This is a genomic window from Aeromicrobium sp. Leaf272 (assembly GCF_001422865.1).
Classification (GTDB): Bacteria; Actinomycetota; Actinomycetes; order Propionibacteriales; family Nocardioidaceae; genus Aeromicrobium.
On sequence record NZ_LMMY01000014.1, the window covers coordinates 239 to 16,315 of the forward strand.

Consider the following 16,077-nt stretch of genomic DNA (forward strand, 5'->3'; position numbering starts at 1 on the left):
TGACCCGGGAGGTGACAGGTGCGTCAGCAGCCGCGGTCGACGAACCCGCTGCCGTCCCAGTAGCTGGAGGACACCATCGTGGAGTTCGTGAGGTCGCCGTTGACGCCCAGGCCACCCTCGGCGCCCGGGATGTCGATGGAGACGTTGGCGCCGTAGGTGTTCGGGTCGACCTCGTACTGGTCGAGGCTGACGGTGCCGGTCTCCATGGCGGACTGCAGGAACTGGGGCGCCTGGTACATGTTGGCGGCCGACAGGTAGATGCCCGCGTCGGTCGCGACGTCACCGGTGAAGGGGACGTAGGCAGTGGCGACGTAGCTGTCCTGGGTGTCGGTCGCAGGCCCGACGTCGCCGGACTGTGCGTTGGCGCCGCCGGTGAGGGTCATGGTGATGCCGAGTGGCGTGCCGTCGGGTCCGAGGTGGATCTCCCGCACGAGAGTGCCGCCGGCCATGGCCTGGGCCTCGCCGCCGAAGGCCGACGCCCACGCGGATCCGTTGGCCTCCACCACCGACGTGAGGACGTAGCCCTCCGGGGTCGTGCGGGCGCCGGCGAAGACGCCCATGTCGAGCTCGGCGCCCGTGCTGTAGACGATTCCGGCGAGCGCCGCGCTCGCGTCGCCTTCCAGTCCGAGCTGCACGTACTGCTCGTCGGGCTCCGGCGGCGGACCGGCCAGCTGGTCGACCGCCCACCGCACGGGGTTGTCGAGGGCCTCCAGCTCTCCGATCACGGGGATGTCCTGGACGAACGGGATGTCGGCCGGGCCCGGGATGCGCGGCGCGACCTGGTCGAGGGCCTGCTCGCCCGCGACGCGCACGAGGAGGTCCTGCAGCTCCTGCTCGCTGCCGGCGTAGTAGGTCTGGCTGGCGAGGCCGGCGAGCGCGATGTCGGCCCCGGCGTAGGCGGTGGAACCCTGCTGCACGCCGTCGACGACCACGTTGCCGTCGACCCCGATGCCGACGCCGTACCCGAGCGAGCCGGCGTCGTGCACCGAGACCCGGTAGGTGCCGTCGGACAGCGTCTCGATGGTCATGCCCTGCTCGCCGGTGGCCGAGACCACGAAGGAGCCGGTCGCCGAGATGGACCCGCTGGTCGAGGAGACGACGCACGGCTCGTCGGGCAGCCGTGACTCGTCCACCGCCGGCTTGCCGTCCGGGCGGGCGTTCTCGTTGCCCCAGGGGGAGTCGGGGTCGGCACCGTCGTCGCCGGGGATCTCGTCGCCCGGGTCCTCGCAGCCGCCTCCGCCCAGGGAGGTGATCTGGCAGACGCGGTAGCCGACCTCGGACCGGAGCGCGGGGCTGGACTGGACGACGACGCCGGTCGTGGCGGCGACGAGGATGGAGGCCAGGACGACGACGCCGACCGTCTCCAGGGAGCCCTGCCCTCGTTCGGACCGCCGGTGCGTCGCGAGCAAGAACATCGGGATCACTCGATGAGGCGGGCGTTCGACCGGTCGATGAGGTCGATCAGCGGGTTGAGGCCGCCGGAGCCGAGGTCGCCGAGGTCGGTCACGTCCTTGAAGATCGTGACGCCGTCGCACTCGAGGGAGAAGCTCGGCTTCGGCTCCTCCTCCTCTTCTTCCTCGTCCTCGTCGTCACCGTCGTCGGCGCGCGCGACCGAGGGGGTCACCTCGTAGGACGAGAGCTCGATGTCGGGCAGGGACTCGGTGAGGTCGCAACCGGGGAGGTCGAGCTTGGCGCGAGCCTCGCTGTAGTTCTGCTCACCGTCGATGGAGCGGCCTCGGACCTTGGCGAAGGTCTCGAAGGAGAGCAGGCCCGACACCGCCGGCCGCGGGATGTAGGTGACCAGGGTGCCGTCGTTGCGCTGGGCGTACTCGATGGCGGCGCTCTGGCCACCTCCGAGGTCGACGCTCTGCACGACCGCGAGGAGACCACCGGCCGGGAAGGCCTGCAGGTTCCTGAGCGCCTCGACGAGGTCCTCCTTGAAGGCCTCGACCCCGGCCAGGGCGGCGGCATCGGCGGCGCTGCGGCTCTTGGCCTTCGCGTCGGAGGCGTTGGTGAGGGGAAGCGCCATCGCGGTGAAGATCGCCAGACCGAGCAGCATCGCCACCACGAGCAGGGACAGCGCGGCCGCACCACGCTCGTCGCGAGCACGGGCCGGACGTCGGCGGGCGTGGTCGAGCACGGTGACTCCTGCAGGGTCGTCAGGACGGAGGGGGGAGCTGCCGGCGCGGGGGCGCAGCGACTCGTCCAGCATAGGTGCGGCGGCGTCGTCGGACATGGGTCCCCGGACCCATCCTGGTCCCACCGGTGCAGGTCCCCTCGACTCCTGGTTCACACCGCGCCGCCCGGTCCGTCCGAGGCGCCGAGCCAGAGGCTGATCGCCTCGGCCCTGGTCGTCACCCCGAGCTTGGGGAAGATGTTGTTGAGGTGGTTCTTCACCGTCTTCTCGGCGAGGAAGCAGGACCGCGCGATCTCGCGGTTCGACAGGCCGCGTGCCACGTGCTCCATGATCTCGGTCTCGCGGCCGGTCAGGTGCCACTGGCTCGTGTCGCGCGGGGGCGGCGCCTGGCCGGCGGCGCTCAGCAGCGCCTCGGTGGCGGCTGGTCCGAGGACGGACGAGCCACGGGAGGCGCTGACCACGGCGGCCACGATCTCGTCGGGCTGGTGGGCGCCGTGGACCAGGTAGCCGCGGGCCCCGGCGGCCATCGCACTGCGGATCACGTCGAGGTCGTCGGCGTACGTGAGCATCACGACGTGGCTCGTCGGTGACATGGCGGCGGCGGCGCCGACGCCGTCGAGGCCCGGCATCCGGACGTCGCACAGCACGACGTCCGGGTCGAGTCGTTCGTTGAGCGTGACGCCCTCGTTGCCGTCGGCCGCCTCGCCCACGACCGCGATGCCGTCCTGGGCCTCCAGGACGTTGCGCAGACCCATCCGCACGACGGCGTTGTCGTCGACGATGAGGACCTTGATGTCGGTGCTCATGGAGCCACCCCCCTTGTAGGAGCACGGTAGGGCAGAGGTGCCCCGGCGTGCTCGGTGTTCACTCGCTGACGGTCGTTCATCCCGGTCCCTTCGCGGCACGTGGCGTGCGCACGGTGACCGTGGTGCCTCGCCCTGGTGCCGTGACGAGGTCGAGGGTGCCGCCGACGTGCTCGGCGCGCTCCCGCATGCCGACGAGGCCGTAGTGGCCGGTCGGCGTGAGGTCGGGGTCGAAGCCACGACCGTCGTCGCGGATGGAGATGACGATCGAGTCCGGATCGCCCGAGCAGGTGATCGCGACGTTCTCGGCCCCCGAGTGACGATGGATGTTCTCGACGGACTCGCCGGCGATCGCCACGAGCTCGCGCTTGACGCTGTGGTCGCAGTCGGCGACGCCACCCACGGTGAGGATGGTCTGCACGCCGCCCTGCGTGAGGCTGTCGGCCATGGTCCGCAGCTGCTGGGCGAGGGTGCGGTCGTCGGTCTCGGTGCGCAGGTCCACGAGGATCGAGCGCGCGTCCTGGGCGGCCGACTCCGCGGCCTGCTGCAGCTGGGTGGCCTTCTCCGTGAGCTGGTCCGGACCCTTGGCGGCCCACGCCGGGAGGGCGGCGGCCGCGAGGGCGATCCCGTGCAGGGCCTTGGCCACCGAGTCGTGCATGTCGCGGGCCAGGCGGGCGCGCTCCCGCTCGATCGCGGCGTCGGCCGACAGGCGGCGCGCGTTCACCTGCTCGCGCTCGGCCGACTGCAGCAGGAAGCGGGTCAGGATGCCCATCGCGCCCAGGGTGGCCGAGCAGATCGGGACGATCAGGATGCCGATGAACTCGGTCTGGGTGTCCTGCTCGATCGCGATCAGCACGATGGAGCTCACCTGGATGGCGAGCACGAGCGTGGCCATGCGCCGGGGGAGCAGGATGCCGATGAGCACCGACGTGGAGAACGTGTAGACCAGCAGAGGACTCTGCGCACCCAGCAGCAGGGCGAGCGCGGTGGCCACGAGGACGTCGAGGACGAGCAGGATCGGGTGCGCCATGACCTTGCGCGTGAGCAGGTCGGTCGCGTACAGGCCTGCGGTGCTGCTGAGGGTGATGAAGCCGATGGCCGTCAGGCCGACGGTGCTGGTCACTGCGTCGCCCGGGGTGATCACCACGATGAGCAGCGACGTCAGGCGGAGGAGGAAGGCGAACTGCACGACCTTGGCGACGAGGTGCGCCTCGGGCACCGACGCACGAGGGCGTCGGGGGCCGTCACCCACCGAGCACACCGCCGAGGTCGACGTCGGCACCCAGGTACATGCCGACCGCGATGATGACGATCGTCGGCGGCACCATCGCCATGGAGACGAGCAGCGTCACCCGCGGAACCGTCTTGGCGGCCTTCTGGCGGGACCGCTGGGCGGCGTCGCGGCGGCTGTCGCGCGCGATGCCGTTGAGCGACTCGGCCAGGGGCGCACCGAGCTCCTCGGCCTGCAGGAAAGCCGACACGAACGACGACATCGACTCGGAGTCGCAGCGGTCGCGCAGGTTGGAGAACGCCTGCCGACGCGGCACGCCGACGTCGAGCTGGTGGAGCGTGAAGGCCATCTCGTCGCGCAGGGGACCGGTGAACCGCGCACTGACCCGGTCGAGCGCCGAGCGGAAGGCGATGCCGGCGCCGACGGTGACCGCGAGGACGTCGAGGAAGTCGGGGAGACCGTCGTCGATCGCCTCTCGACGTTGACGCTGGTGGCGCGACAGCCGTCCGAAGGGGAGCAGCGGGATCGCGAAGAGCGCGATGATCGCCTGGACGAAGCTGCCCAGCATCACGAAGACGAGCGAGACCGCGCCGAGGAACATCGCGTACTTGGTGAGCAGCTGGAGGAACGTGTCGACGGTCATGCCGTCTGGTCGCCCCGCCAGGTCGATGCGACGGCGGATGGAGGCCACGGTGCGAGGTCCGAGCAGCAAGGCCAGCTGGGGCGCGAGCCGTCGGGCGAACCGGTCGAGGGGGCTCACCTGGCGCTTGCGACGGTTGGCGTCGCGCAGCAGGGCGATGTCCGCGACGTCCCACGCCTCGAGGGCGTCGGCGCGCGCCATGCGCCACCCGAGCGCGAAGACGACGAAGCAGCCGGTGATCAGCAGTCCGAACAGCAGCGGCGACATCAGAGATCCACCCTCGTCATCTTGCGGACCGCCCAGATGCAGCCGGAGTACACGGCCACGGCGAAGATGATCGCGCCCTGCCCGAGCGGGTTGGTGATCATCTCGTCGACGGTGCCGGGGTTGATGCCCTCGAGCAGGAAGACGGCGAGACCGCTCACGCCGAGGACGGCGTAGGCCGTGGCGATCGTCTGGGTGTAGAGCGTCTTGATCTCGCGCCGGACCTCCTTGCGGGTGTCCAGCGTCTCGGCGATGTCGCGCAGGGCGGTCACCAGACCACCACCGGAGCGGGCGCCGACGACGAGCGAGCTCACGAGGATCCCCAGCTCACGGGAGGGCAGGCGGCCCTCCAGGTTCGACAGGGCGGTGTCGAGCGGGACGCCGAGCTGGATCTCGTCGGAGACCGTCTTGAGCTCGGAGTGCGCCGGCTCGGCGAGCTCGTCGGCGGCGAGGGCCACGGCGGTCCGGATGGAGAGCCCGGCCGAGGCGGCGTTGGAGAGGGTGCGGGCCAGCTCGGGCATCTGGGCGATGAAGTCCTCGGTGTGCTTCTCGCGCAGCTTCCGCACGCGTCCGCGCACCAGGAGCGCCCCGACGACCACCCCGACGGGGGCGAGCAGCCAGGACAGCGTGACGCCGAGGGCCACGACGATCGTGGCGCAGAGCGCGGCGATGATGAGCAGCAGGTGCCGAGGCTTGACGTTCCAGCCCAGCAGGTTGATGGCCTCCTGCGTCCAGGGCCCGATCCGCGTGCGCAGGATGAGCTTGTCGACCCTCGAACGCCGCGCCAGGGTCATGTCCTCCACGACCCGGGGGTTGACGGCGAGGGCCAGGCTCGCCTGGGCCCGGACGTCCAGCCAGAACTGGTAGAGGGCCCCGATGACGAGGCAGGTGGTCGCGAAGGCGAGCAGGATCGTCAGCGCCATGGTCAGTCCAGGGCGGGTGACGTCGCGCCGTCGGGCACTGCTTCGCCGGCGAGCTGGAGCCGACGCACGAACGCCAGCGGGAGGGGACGGAACACGTGCTCGCCGCGGGAGACCTTGCCGGCCTCGATCGGCTCGGGCACGTACTCGCTCAGGGTGTGGAGCTTGTACGGCTCGCGACCCTTCGACGAGAGCAGGGCGACGCGGGTGATGCGACGTGTGCCGTCGGCGGCGCGGTCCAGCTGGATGATGAGGTCGAGCGCGTTGTTGACCTGCTCCTGGACGGCCTGGAACGGCAGGTCCAGGTCGCTCATGCTGGCGAGCGTCTCGGCGCGGCTCAGGGCCTCGTCCGGGCTGTTGGAGTGGATCGTGGTGAGCGATCCCTCGTGGCCGGTGTTCATGGCCGAGAGCATGTCCATGGTCTCGCCGCCACGGACCTCGCCGACGATGATGCGGTCGGGCCGCATGCGCAGGGCGTTGCGCACCAGGTCGCGGATCGTGACCGAGCCCTTGCCCTCGACGTTGGCGGGGCGCGACTCCAGGCGGATGACGTGGGTCTGCTGGAGGGAGAGCTCGGCGGCGTCCTCGATCGTGACGATGCGCTCCCGCTCGGGGATGAACGACGACAGCGAGTTCAGCAGCGTCGTCTTGCCCGAGCCGGTGCCGCCCGAGACGAGCACGTTGAGCTTGGCTCGCACGCACGCGGCCAGGAGGTCGGCGGTGCGCTCGTCGAGCGTGCCGATGGAGACGAGCTGGTCCATCGAGAACGGCCGCGGGAACTTGCGGATCGTGACCACGGGGCCGTCGAGGGCCAGCGGGGGCAGGATCACGTTGACGCGCTCGCCGGTGCGCAGACGTGCGTCGACCATCGGGCTCGACTCGTCGACACGACGGTTGACCGTGGACACGATGCGGTCGATCGTCTGGAGCAGCTGCTCGTTGCTGACGAAGCGCTCCTTCGCGAGCTCGATCCGACCCAGGCGCTCGATGAAGATCTGGTCGGGGCCGTTGACCATGATCTCGGTGACGGCGTCGTCGGCCAGGAGGGGCTCCAGCACGCCGAGCCCGAGGGCCTCGGCGACGACGCGTCGGATGAGCGAGGTCCGCTCGCGGCTCGAGAGGAGGGGGCCGCGGGAGGCGACGAGGTGCGTCATGACCCGCTCGAGACGGGCGCGTCGCTGCGGCAGGTCGAGCTTGGAGAGCTCGTTGAGGTCGATCTCGTCGAGCAGCTTCTCGCGGAAGTCGGCCACGAGCACGTCGTCGGCCTCGTCCGTCATCGCCGTGATGGTGCGGTCGACGTCCGCGCCGGACGACGCCACGGAGCTGGTGCCGAAGGTCTGACGCTTCACGGCATGACGCTCTCTCGGGTGAAGGAGAGGTCGAAGAAGGGCACGAGGTCGGGCACGTCGAAACGGGCTCGGACACCGTGGCCGGGGCCGAAGGTCTGCACGTCACCGGGGCCGACCTCGAGCCAGCCGGGCAGGGACTCGTTGAGGACCGTCGTGGCGGTGCCGGATCCCTGGGACTCGGCGCGCGCCGCCTGGCGGACGGCCGTCTGGGCCGTGGTGATGGCGTAGAGCGAGAGCGCCACCTGGGCCAGCAGCATGATGACGATGACGACGAGGGGCACGACGCCCACGACCTCGAGGGTCGAGGTGCCGCGCTCCGAGCGTCGCTGGGTGCGGTTGTGATGGCCGAACATCAGTTGTCCTCCCTGACCACGGGTGTCTCGGACGTGAAGACCAGCTTGTTCACGGTGACGCCGGGCAGCAGGAGCGGCATCTTCGAGCGGACCTGCACCGCGCTGCTTCCGTCGAGGAGACGCACCGTCATGTTGTCGCGGAACCATCCCGGGACGTTGTCGAGGGCCTTGTCCTCGATCTGGCTGAGGCTCGCGCCGATGCCGGCCTCACGCGCGGCCTCGTCCGAGGCGTGGCTCGTGTAGGCCGCGGAGATGCCCCAGAGCCCGATCTGCCAGATGAGCAGCATGAGGAAGAGCACGATGAAGATCACGCCGGCGAACTCGACGGTGGCCTGACCGGCCTCGGCGGTGGGCGCCGGCGCGGCGTCCTCGCCCTTGCGCTTGAACAGCGTCCGGCGCTGGGTCGTGGCGGCGGAGGTGGTCGAGGAGGGCACCGTGCCGATGTCGTCGGCGAGGTCCTCGATGCGCTTCCACCACACCTTGGACTGGATCTCCGCCGGGTCCTGGTGGTTGAGGCCGCGCTGGAGGACGGTGAACGCCTCGGGCAGCGTGGTGGACAGCGGGGGCGCGGGCAGCAGACGGGACGCCGCCTCGGGCTGGATGTCGCTGTCCTTGCTCGTGCGGTTGAGGACGATCTTGACCCGGTCGACGTCGCGGGCGCCGACCCGGCTCCACTTCTCGACCGTGCGGTGGACGCCGCGCAGGGCCAGCAGGTCCGGGGTGGTGACCAGCAGGGCCGTGTCGGCGAGCTCGACGGCGGCGGCGCTGGCCGGGTTGACGGCGGCACCGCAGTCGACGACGACGAGGTCGAACTGGCGACGCAGGGCGGCCAGGATCAGCACCGTCTCGCGGTCGCCGACGAGTCCGATGTCCTCGATCTGGGCCGGGCCGAGCACCGTGGCCAGACCCGACGGCTTGCGGTGGACCGCCGAGCCGATGGTCTGCGCCGAGAGGTCGTCGGCGACCTTCGCGAGGTCGGACACGTCGAGCCGGTGCTCGATGCCGAGGAAGTCACCCACGTCGCCGGTGTCGAGGTTGAGGTCGACCAGGCAGACGCTGCGGCCGGGGACCCGGGTGACGGAGTCGTGGGCGAGGTGCACGGCGAGCGTGGTGGTGCCGACGCCGCCCTTGGAGCCGTGGACGGTCACGAGCCGGCCGCGGGAGCCGAGGTCGGAGTCGTTGGAGTCGCTCACGAGGTGCCGGCGCATCTGCTGCACCCACTCGCCCGCCGACGTCAGCCGGCTCTCGAGCTCCTCGTGGGAGACCGGGTAGCGCAGCACGCCGCGTGCTCCGGCGTCCATGGCGGCCGAGAACACCTCGGGCGTGAACTCCTCGCTCAGCAGCAGCAGCGCGGTGCCGGGGCGACGCGCAGCGATCTCGCGGAACACCTGGAGGACCGGGACGGGACCGACCTGCTCGTGGATGAGGACGATCTCGGGGTCGCGCTGGGTGACCAGCTCCTGGAGCCGGACGGTCGACTCGGCCACGTCGACGATCGTGAACCCGTCGAGCTCCTCGACCTGGGCGCGCAGCTCGTACCCGGCCGTCTGGTCGGGTGCCGCGATGAGGACGGTGCGAGCCATCAGTTCTCTCCCTTGGGGATGTCGAGATCGTCGGCGTCGACCTTCTCGCGCTCGTCGGAGCGGTTGCTGGTGTTCGTGCCCGGCGGCAGACCCACCAGTCGCACGACCTGCGCGAAGGAGTCCGCGTACGTCACGGAGAGGGCGGCCGTCGGCTCCAGGGCGAGCGTGACCGGGATGACCTGCTGCTCGGTGAGCTCGTCACGGTCGGTGGTCTGGGTCCGGGTCTCCGCACCCCGCACGGACACGACCCGGACGTTGCGCACGAGCACGCGGGAGGTGCCGGTGCCGGCGTCCTCGCCGAACACGGCGTAGACGTCGACGAAGTCGCCGGCCCGGACGCGACCGGCGACGCCGGTCTTCGCGTCGACGGTGAGGGCGATCTCTCGCTCGTTCTCGTTGAGCGCCGACGTCGGCAGGATCATGTCGTCACCGATGTAGGTGCCCTGGGCGAGGTTGAACGCGACCCGGCGACCGACGACGTCCTCGGGGTTGCGGGTGGCCTGCTCGGAGACCCACTTCTCCGGCACCTCGACGGACTCGAGGTCGTCCTCCTCGATCACGGCGTAGGCGGACAGGTCGTCCGCCGCCCGGTAGACGGTGATCTTCGGCGCGACCTGCGAGTTCACGGAGCCGATGTACTGGATCGCCACGAAGAACAGCGCGACGGCGGCCAGTGCGGCGGCGAGCATGATCAGCACGCCACGGCGTTGACGGGGGTTCACTCACGGTCTCCTTCGGGGGCGGACGATCCGCTCGGGGCCGGGACGGGGGTCTCCGGGTCGAACTCGGGCAGGGGAGTGGGAGCCGGGTCGTTCAGCTCGGGGGCGTCGGTGCTCATCCCGCACACGGGACAGGTCGGTCGCGCGTGGCGCAGACCGCACCCGAGGCAGTCGACGACGTCGACGGGGCGGGAGTCGGAGTGGTAGGCGAGCGGGATCGCGACGAGCTCGACGGCGCGCTCGGTGCCGTGGGCGTCGACCTGGTCGCGGACCGAGCTCATCTCGCTCGTGCTCTGGGGCTGCAGAGCCTGGCGGACCGCGTCCACGACCCAGGTGTCCTGGGTGGCCCTGGAGTGCAGGAGTGCGGTCTCGGGGAGGGGGTCCAGCCCGGAGATCGGCGCCTTGGGGGCCCGCACGATCCTGGGTGTCGGGTGGTGCACGGTCAGGAAGCCCGAGCCGGGGAGCCAGGACATCGCGTGGTGCCACAGCGAGGGGTTGGGGTTGCGGCTCTTGGCCACCGACGGCAGCCAGGTGGCCGACCACGCCTGGGCACGCAGCAGGTCGATGGCGTTCAGCTGCCAGGCCAGACCGTCCTCGGCGTCGTCGATGTCGTCGACCAGCGACGAGAGCACGCCCACCGCGAGCGGTCCGCCGGGGAGCGGCTCGATGCAGGTCCGCAGCCCCGGGTACCGCACCGAGGCGTAGGAGACGAGGGTCCGCACCTCCTCGTAGTCGGCGACGGCGCAGGTGACGATCGGCAGCTCGCCAGCTCGGTGGACTCCGGCGATGGTCGTCTCGACGGCATCGGGATGACGGATGTCGGCGACGGTCAGGCCGTCGTGCTCACCCGACAGACCCAGGGACGAACCCAGCCGGGTCACCAGCACGACGCGACTTCTCATTGGCTCCCCCACCATGGTCTTGTCGTCCCTCGGGCCACATGGCCTGAAGGACGAACGTACGGTATCCGGATACGTCCCCGTTGCGAAATCCAACGGTGCAGCGGGTCAAGTGTCACGCTTTTCCAAGAAATCGTCACCTGTCTCACAGTGCGGCCGGTCCTGGACCTTGCTCTAGACTCCTGGCCATGCTGCGGGGGATCTCCACGACACTGTCCATCGGTGCGAGCGTCACGCTCGGTGCCACCTTCCTCCTGGGGGTCGCACCCACCGCCTCGGCGGCCGACGACGAGTCGGTGCTCGGCCAGGGCGGAGGCTCGCTGATCCTCGTCCTCGACGGCTCGGGATCCATGAAGGAGGCCGGCGGCAGCGGAAGCACCCGCATGGAGGAGGCCAAGAAGGGCCTCAACGGCGTGATCGACGACCTTCCCGACGACGCGAACGTCGGCCTTCGCGTCTACGGCTCGGAGATCAGCGACGGTCCCGGCTCCTGCGAGGACAGCGAGCTGCTCGTCCCCGTGGAGCCGGTCGACAAGGATGCCCTGCGCGCAGGCGTCGAGAAGCTCAAGCCGCTCGGCAACACCCCGATCGCGTACTCGCTCGAGAAGGCCTACGCCGACCTGCCGAAGGAGGGCCCGCGCAGCATCGTCCTCGTCTCGGACGGCGAGGAGAACTGCCAGGGTGATCCGTGCAAGGTGGCGGCCGACCTCAAGAAGAAGGGCGCCGACTTCTACGTCGACGTCGTGGGCCTGCAGGTCGACGCCAAGTCGCGCGAGCAGCTCACCTGCGTCGCGTCGGCCGGTGGAGGCACCTACTACGACGTGAAGGACCTGTCCGAGCTCCAGGAGACGCTGACGCGCACGTCCATCCGCGCGGCTCGCGGCTACGAGGCGGCCGGCCTCCCGGTCGAGGGTGGCACGTCCCCCGAGGACGCCGCCGAGATCGAGGACGGCCAGTGGCTCGACACGATCGGCGACTCCGGCGTCGAGAACTACGCCCTTCCCGACCCGGGCAAGGGGACGATCCACGTGAGTGCGGCCACCCTGCCGACCAAGGGCTTCTCCGGTGTCTCCCAGGTCGACCTCAAGATCGTGGGCGCCGATGGCCAGGCGTGCGGGCGAGGGGTGCGCGAGGCCTCGCAGGGCGCGGGCAACGGTGGCGCACCCATCGTGGCCGCCTACTCGCTGTCCGCCGCCGACCGGCAGGACTGCAGCGAGGGACCGTACGTCGCGCAGGTGGGCTCGAACAACGACGAGGTCCAGGGGCTGGAGATCCTGCTGCGCACCGAGCCCGGTGTCGAGGACCCCGACGCACTGCCGGCCCCGTTCGGCAAGGCGAGCGGATTCTCCGACGCCATCGAGGGTGACGCCCCGAGCGGCAGCCCGGTGTCCGTGATCGGCGGGCCGAACTTCTCGTCGGCGCCCCCGACCGCGCCTGGCACGTACGAGGACTCGGTCCTGGCCGGGGAGACGCTGTTCTACCGCGTCCCCGACGTGGGCTGGGGTCAGTCGGCGGTGTGCGACGCGACGCTCGGTACGTCCACCCAGGCGGCCGACGCCTTCGGACGTGGTGTCGGCGTGAACACCCAGGTGCGGGTGTACGGACCTCTCAAGACCGTCGCGGACGACTTCTCGTCGCAGACCGGTCGCAAGCAGTGGCGCGGCGACGAGGCCGTGGCCTTGCACGCGGCGTCGCCGCCCGTCGTGTACCGCAACCGCGAGTCGACGAGCGAGGCTCCCAAGGCGACGCAGGTCGACGGCGACTTCTACTGCTCGATCACCGTCCTGCCGATGTCCGCCGCCTCGACCGAGGAGATCGGCGAGATCGCGGTGACTCTCACGACGAGCGTCGTGGGTGAGGAGTCGGGCGAGCCGACCTACCTCGAGGACCCGAAGGAGACCGCCAACGACAAGGCGGCCGAGGAGTCGTCCGACGGCGGACCCGCGTGGTGGATCATCGCCGCCGGCGTCGCGGCCCTCGTCGTGGTCGCCCTCGCCCTGCTCGCCGCACTGCGTCGCCGCAGCGGCGCGGGCGACTCCGAGGTCCCTCCTGGCGAGTGACCGGTCACGGGTCCGCCCGTGACCTGGTTCCTCGCGGTCGTCGCCCTGCTGGGCGTCAGCGCCTCCGGACCGCTGATGGCAGCGACGGCTGCACCCGCCATGGTCATCGCCTTCTGGCGCAACGCCGCGGCGACGGCCGTGCTCGCGCCGTTCGCGGTGCGTCGGCGCGCCGACCTGGCGGGCCTGCGGTGGCGTGACCTGCGCGGGACGGTCTTCGCCGGCCTGATGCTCGCGGTGCACTTCGCCGCCTGGGTGGGTGCGCTCAAGCTCACGACGGTGGCGGCCGCGACGGCGCTGACGTGCACCCAGCTGGTGTGGGTGGTGGCCATCGACCGGCTGCGGGGGGTGCGGCCCGGGCGCCGGGTCGTCGTCGGCTGCACGGTGGCCTCGGTCGGAGTGCTCGTCGTCTCGGGCGTCGACTTCACCGTGTCGTCGCGAGCCCTGCTGGGCGACCTGCTCGCGATCGTGGGCGGACTCGGTGCCGCGCTCTACCTCGTGGCGGGGGAGGGCGCCCGGCGGCGCCTGACCACGACCCACTACACGACGCTCTGCTACGGGGTGTGCGCACTCGTCCTGGCCGTCGGCTGCGTCGCCACCGGCGCCTCCTTCGTCGGCTACGACGCCCGCGTGTGGGTGCTGCTCGCCTCCGTCACCGTGTGCGCCCAGCTGCTGGGGCACTCGGTGCTGAACCACCTGCTCGTCGTCATGAGCCCGACCGTCATCTCCCTGCTCCTGCTGCTCGAGGTCCCCGCGGCGGCGCTCCTCGCCGCAGCCTTCCTCGGGCAGGCGCCTCCGGCCGGGGTGTACCTCGGGCTGGGGCTCGTCGTGGTGGGTCTGGTGGTCGTGGTGCGCTCCCGACGCACCCCCGTCGAACCGGTCGCCTGAGCGGGACTCGCAGCGGCGACGTGCCGTGGGTCACCCGAGGTCGGGCGGTGCGCGACGTTACCGATCGGTATGGTCAGGACGTCACCCCACCAGACTCAGGAGCACGCATGGGACGTCTTGCCAGCACCGAGGGCCTCACCGAGGAGCAGACCGCGATCCTCTCGACGATCCGCGAGTTCGTCGACGAGAAGATCATCCCCGTCGCCCAGGAGCTCGAGCACGCCGACGAGTACCCGACCGAGATCATCGAGGGACTCAAGGAGCTCGGCGTCTTCGGCCTGACGATCCCCGAGGAGTACGACGGGCTGGGGGAGTCGCTGCTGACGTACGCGCTCGTGGTCGAGGAGATCGCCCGCGGCTGGATGAGCGTCTCGGGCGTCATCAACACCCACTTCATCGTCGCCTACCTGCTGATCCAGCACGGCACGGAGGAGCAGAAGAAGAAGTACCTGCCGAAGATGGCCACCGGCGAGGTCCGCGGCGCGTTCAGCATGTCCGAGCCGGGCCTGGGGTCCGACGTCTCGGCGATCTCGACCAAGGCCACGAAGGCCGACGACGGCTCGTACTCGATCACCGGCCAGAAGATGTGGCTGACCAACGGGGGCACGTCCACGCTCGTGGCGACGTTGTGCAAGACCGACGAGGGTGCGGACTCGGTCTACAAGAACATGACCACGTTCCTGGTCGAGAAGGAGCCGGGCTTCGGCGAGACGGCCCAGGGCGTCACGGTGCCCGGCAAGATCGCGAAGATGGGCTACAAGGGCGTCGAGACGACCGAGCTGATCCTCGAGGACCACAAGATCTCGGCCGACCAGATCCTCGGCGGCGAGCCCGGCAAGGGCTTCTTCCAGATGATGGACGGTGTCGAGGTCGGGCGCGTCAACGTCGCCGCCCGCGCCTGCGGCCTCGCGATCCGGGGCTTCGAGCTCGCGATCGCCTACGCCCAGCAGCGCAAGACCTTCGGCAAGCAGATCGCCGACCACCAGGCCGTGCTGTTCCGCCTGGCCGAGATGGCCACCAAGGTCGAGACGATCCACGCCATGATGGTCCGCTCGGCCCGCCTGAAGGACACCGGCAAGCGCATGGACGTCGAGGCCGGCATGGCCAAGATGCTCGCCAGCGAGTACGCCAACGAGGTCGTCGAGGACTCCTTCCGCATCCACGGCGGCTACGGCTACTCCAAGGAGTACGAGATCGAGCGCCTCATGCGCGAGGTCAAGTTCATGCTGATCGGCGAGGGCACGTCCGACATCCAGAAGATGATCATCGGTCGGGCGCTCCTCAAGGACTACAAGCTCTGACCGGGGCGACGGACCGATGACGCAGCGCGAGGACGTCACGTTCACGTCGCACGGGACGTCCTGCGCGGCCTGGGTGTACCGACCCGCCGGCGACCCCGGCCGTCCGGTGGTCGTCATGGCCCACGGCCTGGGCGGCGTGCGGGAGATGCGGCTCGACGCGTTCGCCGAGCGCTTCGCCGAGGCGGGATACGTGTGCCTGGTGTTCGACTACCGGCACTTCGGTGCGAGCGGCGGCGAGCCGCGCCAGCTGCTCTCGGTCCGGCGTCAACGCCAGGACTGGGCGGCGGCGGTCGCGTTCGCGCGGACGCTGCCGGGCGTCGACCCCGACCGGGTCGTGCTGTGGGGGTCCTCGTTCTCCGGTGGGCACGTCATCGCCGTGGGCGCGCAGGATCCGCGCCTGGCTGCCGTGGTGTCGCAGTGCCCGTACACCGACGGCCTGGCGTCGAGCCTCGCCGTGCGCCCGCTGACGTCCCTGCGGGTCACGGCCAGGGCGCTTCGCGACCTGGTCGGCTCGTGGTTCCGTCGTCCCCCTCGGACCATCCCCCTCGCGGGGGAGCCGGGCACCGTCGCCCTCATGACCGCGCCGGACGCCGTTCCCGGCTACCTCGCGCTGGTCGAGGACGGCTCGACCTTCCGCAACGAGGTCGCGGCGCGCGTGGCCCTCTCGATCGCCACCGGGCGCCCCGGGGCCCGTGCCCGCCGTCTTGGCTGTCCGGCCCTCTTCGTGGTCTGCGAGCGCGACACGGTGGCGCCGGCGAGGGCCACGCTGCGGCACGTCGCACGCGCGCCGCACGGCGAGGTGGTGCGCCGCGACACCGGCCACTTCGACATCTACGTGGGCGAGGAGTTCGAGACGACGGTGCGCGACGAGCTGGCGTTCCTGGGTCGTCACGTGCCCGTGGCCTGAGCGGTCGGGCGAGGGGGCGGCCCGGC

At 70.8% G+C, this 16,077-nt stretch carries 15 protein-coding genes; 4 read left to right on the top strand and 11 right to left on the bottom strand.

From position 1 onward, the window contains the following. Positions 1-23: 23 nt before the first annotated feature. From ASF38_RS12880 to ASF38_RS12930, 11 genes are all read right to left on the bottom strand, one after another. Positions 24-1,415, bottom strand: a complete 1,392-nt coding sequence (locus ASF38_RS12880; RefSeq protein WP_156366923.1) for a hypothetical protein — start codon at positions 1,413-1,415, stop codon at positions 24-26. A 5-nt stretch (positions 1,416-1,420) separates the two neighbouring features. Beyond that, positions 1,421-2,236: a hypothetical protein gene (locus ASF38_RS12885; protein ID WP_156366924.1), complete on the bottom strand. Its 816-nt coding sequence runs from the start codon at positions 2,234-2,236 to the stop codon at positions 1,421-1,423. 53 nt (positions 2,237-2,289) lie between these two features. Next, positions 2,290-2,943, bottom strand: a complete 654-nt coding sequence (locus tag ASF38_RS12890; RefSeq protein ID WP_055966545.1) for a response regulator transcription factor — start codon at positions 2,941-2,943, stop codon at positions 2,290-2,292. A 76-nt stretch (positions 2,944-3,019) separates the two neighbouring features. Further along, entirely contained in the window at positions 3,020-4,159 is a 1,140-nt protein-coding gene (locus ASF38_RS12895; RefSeq protein ID WP_156364737.1) for a sensor histidine kinase, read from the bottom strand. A gap of 25 nt (positions 4,160-4,184) precedes the next feature. Continuing rightward, the gene (locus tag ASF38_RS12900) at positions 4,185-5,078 is read right to left on the bottom strand and encodes a type II secretion system F family protein (RefSeq protein WP_055966552.1); all 894 of its coding nucleotides are present in this window, start codon (positions 5,076-5,078) and stop codon (positions 4,185-4,187) included. Next, a complete protein-coding gene (locus tag ASF38_RS12905) occupies positions 5,078-5,998 on the bottom strand; it encodes a type II secretion system F family protein (RefSeq protein ID WP_055966555.1) in 921 nt (306 codons plus the stop codon). The genes ASF38_RS12900 and ASF38_RS12905 overlap by 1 nt, the downstream gene beginning before the upstream one ends. Before the next feature lie 2 nt (positions 5,999-6,000). Next, complete coding sequence (locus ASF38_RS12910; protein ID WP_235492920.1) at positions 6,001-7,344, bottom strand: CpaF family protein; 1,344 nt, start codon at positions 7,342-7,344, stop codon at positions 6,001-6,003. Continuing rightward, complete coding sequence (locus ASF38_RS12915; RefSeq protein WP_055966558.1) at positions 7,341-7,697, bottom strand: TadE/TadG family type IV pilus assembly protein; 357 nt, start codon at positions 7,695-7,697, stop codon at positions 7,341-7,343. The genes ASF38_RS12910 and ASF38_RS12915 overlap by 4 nt, the downstream gene beginning before the upstream one ends. Next, positions 7,697-9,280 carry an AAA family ATPase gene (locus ASF38_RS12920; RefSeq protein WP_055966561.1) on the bottom strand — a complete coding sequence of 528 codons (1,584 nt, stop codon included), beginning with the start codon at positions 9,278-9,280 and terminating at the stop codon, positions 7,697-7,699. Before ASF38_RS12920 ends, ASF38_RS12915 begins: the two co-directional genes overlap by 1 nt. Then, on the bottom strand, positions 9,280-10,002 hold the full coding sequence (gene cpaB / locus ASF38_RS12925; RefSeq protein ID WP_055966565.1) for a Flp pilus assembly protein CpaB: 723 nt from the start codon (positions 10,000-10,002) through the stop codon (positions 9,280-9,282). Before cpaB ends, ASF38_RS12920 begins: the two co-directional genes overlap by 1 nt. After that, positions 9,999-10,901, bottom strand: a complete 903-nt coding sequence (locus ASF38_RS12930; RefSeq protein ID WP_156364738.1) for a hypothetical protein — start codon at positions 10,899-10,901, stop codon at positions 9,999-10,001. Before ASF38_RS12930 ends, cpaB begins: the two co-directional genes overlap by 4 nt. Positions 10,902-11,086: 185 nt before the next feature. Between ASF38_RS12930 and ASF38_RS12935 the strand changes: the two genes are divergently transcribed. From ASF38_RS12935 to ASF38_RS12950, 4 genes are all read left to right on the top strand, one after another. Next, on the top strand, positions 11,087-12,958 hold the full coding sequence (locus tag ASF38_RS12935; protein WP_056553698.1) for a VWA domain-containing protein: 1,872 nt from the start codon (positions 11,087-11,089) through the stop codon (positions 12,956-12,958). A gap of 18 nt (positions 12,959-12,976) precedes the next feature. Next, a complete protein-coding gene (locus ASF38_RS12940) occupies positions 12,977-13,843 on the top strand; it encodes a DMT family transporter (RefSeq protein ID WP_200914526.1) in 867 nt (288 codons plus the stop codon). A gap of 107 nt (positions 13,844-13,950) precedes the next feature. Continuing rightward, complete coding sequence (locus tag ASF38_RS12945; RefSeq protein ID WP_055966574.1) at positions 13,951-15,144, top strand: acyl-CoA dehydrogenase family protein; 1,194 nt, start codon at positions 13,951-13,953, stop codon at positions 15,142-15,144. Between the two features lie 16 nt (positions 15,145-15,160). After that, positions 15,161-16,051: an alpha/beta hydrolase gene (locus ASF38_RS12950; RefSeq protein WP_055966577.1), complete on the top strand. Its 891-nt coding sequence runs from the start codon at positions 15,161-15,163 to the stop codon at positions 16,049-16,051. The last annotated feature ends 26 nt before the right edge of the window (positions 16,052-16,077 follow it).

Coding starts and splice junctions, on each gene's coding strand:
- ASF38_RS12935 (WP_056553698.1), top strand. CDS start 11,087: ATGCTGCGGGGGATCTCCACGACACTGTCCATCGGTGCGAGCGTCACG.
- ASF38_RS12920 (WP_055966561.1), bottom strand. CDS start 9,280: ATGGCTCGCACCGTCCTCATCGCGGCACCCGACCAGACGGCCGGGTAC.
- ASF38_RS12915 (WP_055966558.1), bottom strand. CDS start 7,697: ATGTTCGGCCATCACAACCGCACCCAGCGACGCTCGGAGCGCGGCACC.
- ASF38_RS12950 (WP_055966577.1), top strand. CDS start 15,161: ATGACGCAGCGCGAGGACGTCACGTTCACGTCGCACGGGACGTCCTGC.
- ASF38_RS12905 (WP_055966555.1), bottom strand. CDS start 5,998: ATGGCGCTGACGATCCTGCTCGCCTTCGCGACCACCTGCCTCGTCATC.
- ASF38_RS12880 (WP_156366923.1), bottom strand. CDS start 1,415: ATGTTCTTGCTCGCGACGCACCGGCGGTCCGAACGAGGGCAGGGCTCC.
- ASF38_RS12900 (WP_055966552.1), bottom strand. CDS start 5,078: ATGTCGCCGCTGCTGTTCGGACTGCTGATCACCGGCTGCTTCGTCGTC.
- ASF38_RS12885 (WP_156366924.1), bottom strand. CDS start 2,236: ATGTCCGACGACGCCGCCGCACCTATGCTGGACGAGTCGCTGCGCCCC.
- ASF38_RS12890 (WP_055966545.1), bottom strand. CDS start 2,943: ATGAGCACCGACATCAAGGTCCTCATCGTCGACGACAACGCCGTCGTG.
- ASF38_RS12930 (WP_156364738.1), bottom strand. CDS start 10,901: ATGAGAAGTCGCGTCGTGCTGGTGACCCGGCTGGGTTCGTCCCTGGGT.
- ASF38_RS12945 (WP_055966574.1), top strand. CDS start 13,951: ATGGGACGTCTTGCCAGCACCGAGGGCCTCACCGAGGAGCAGACCGCG.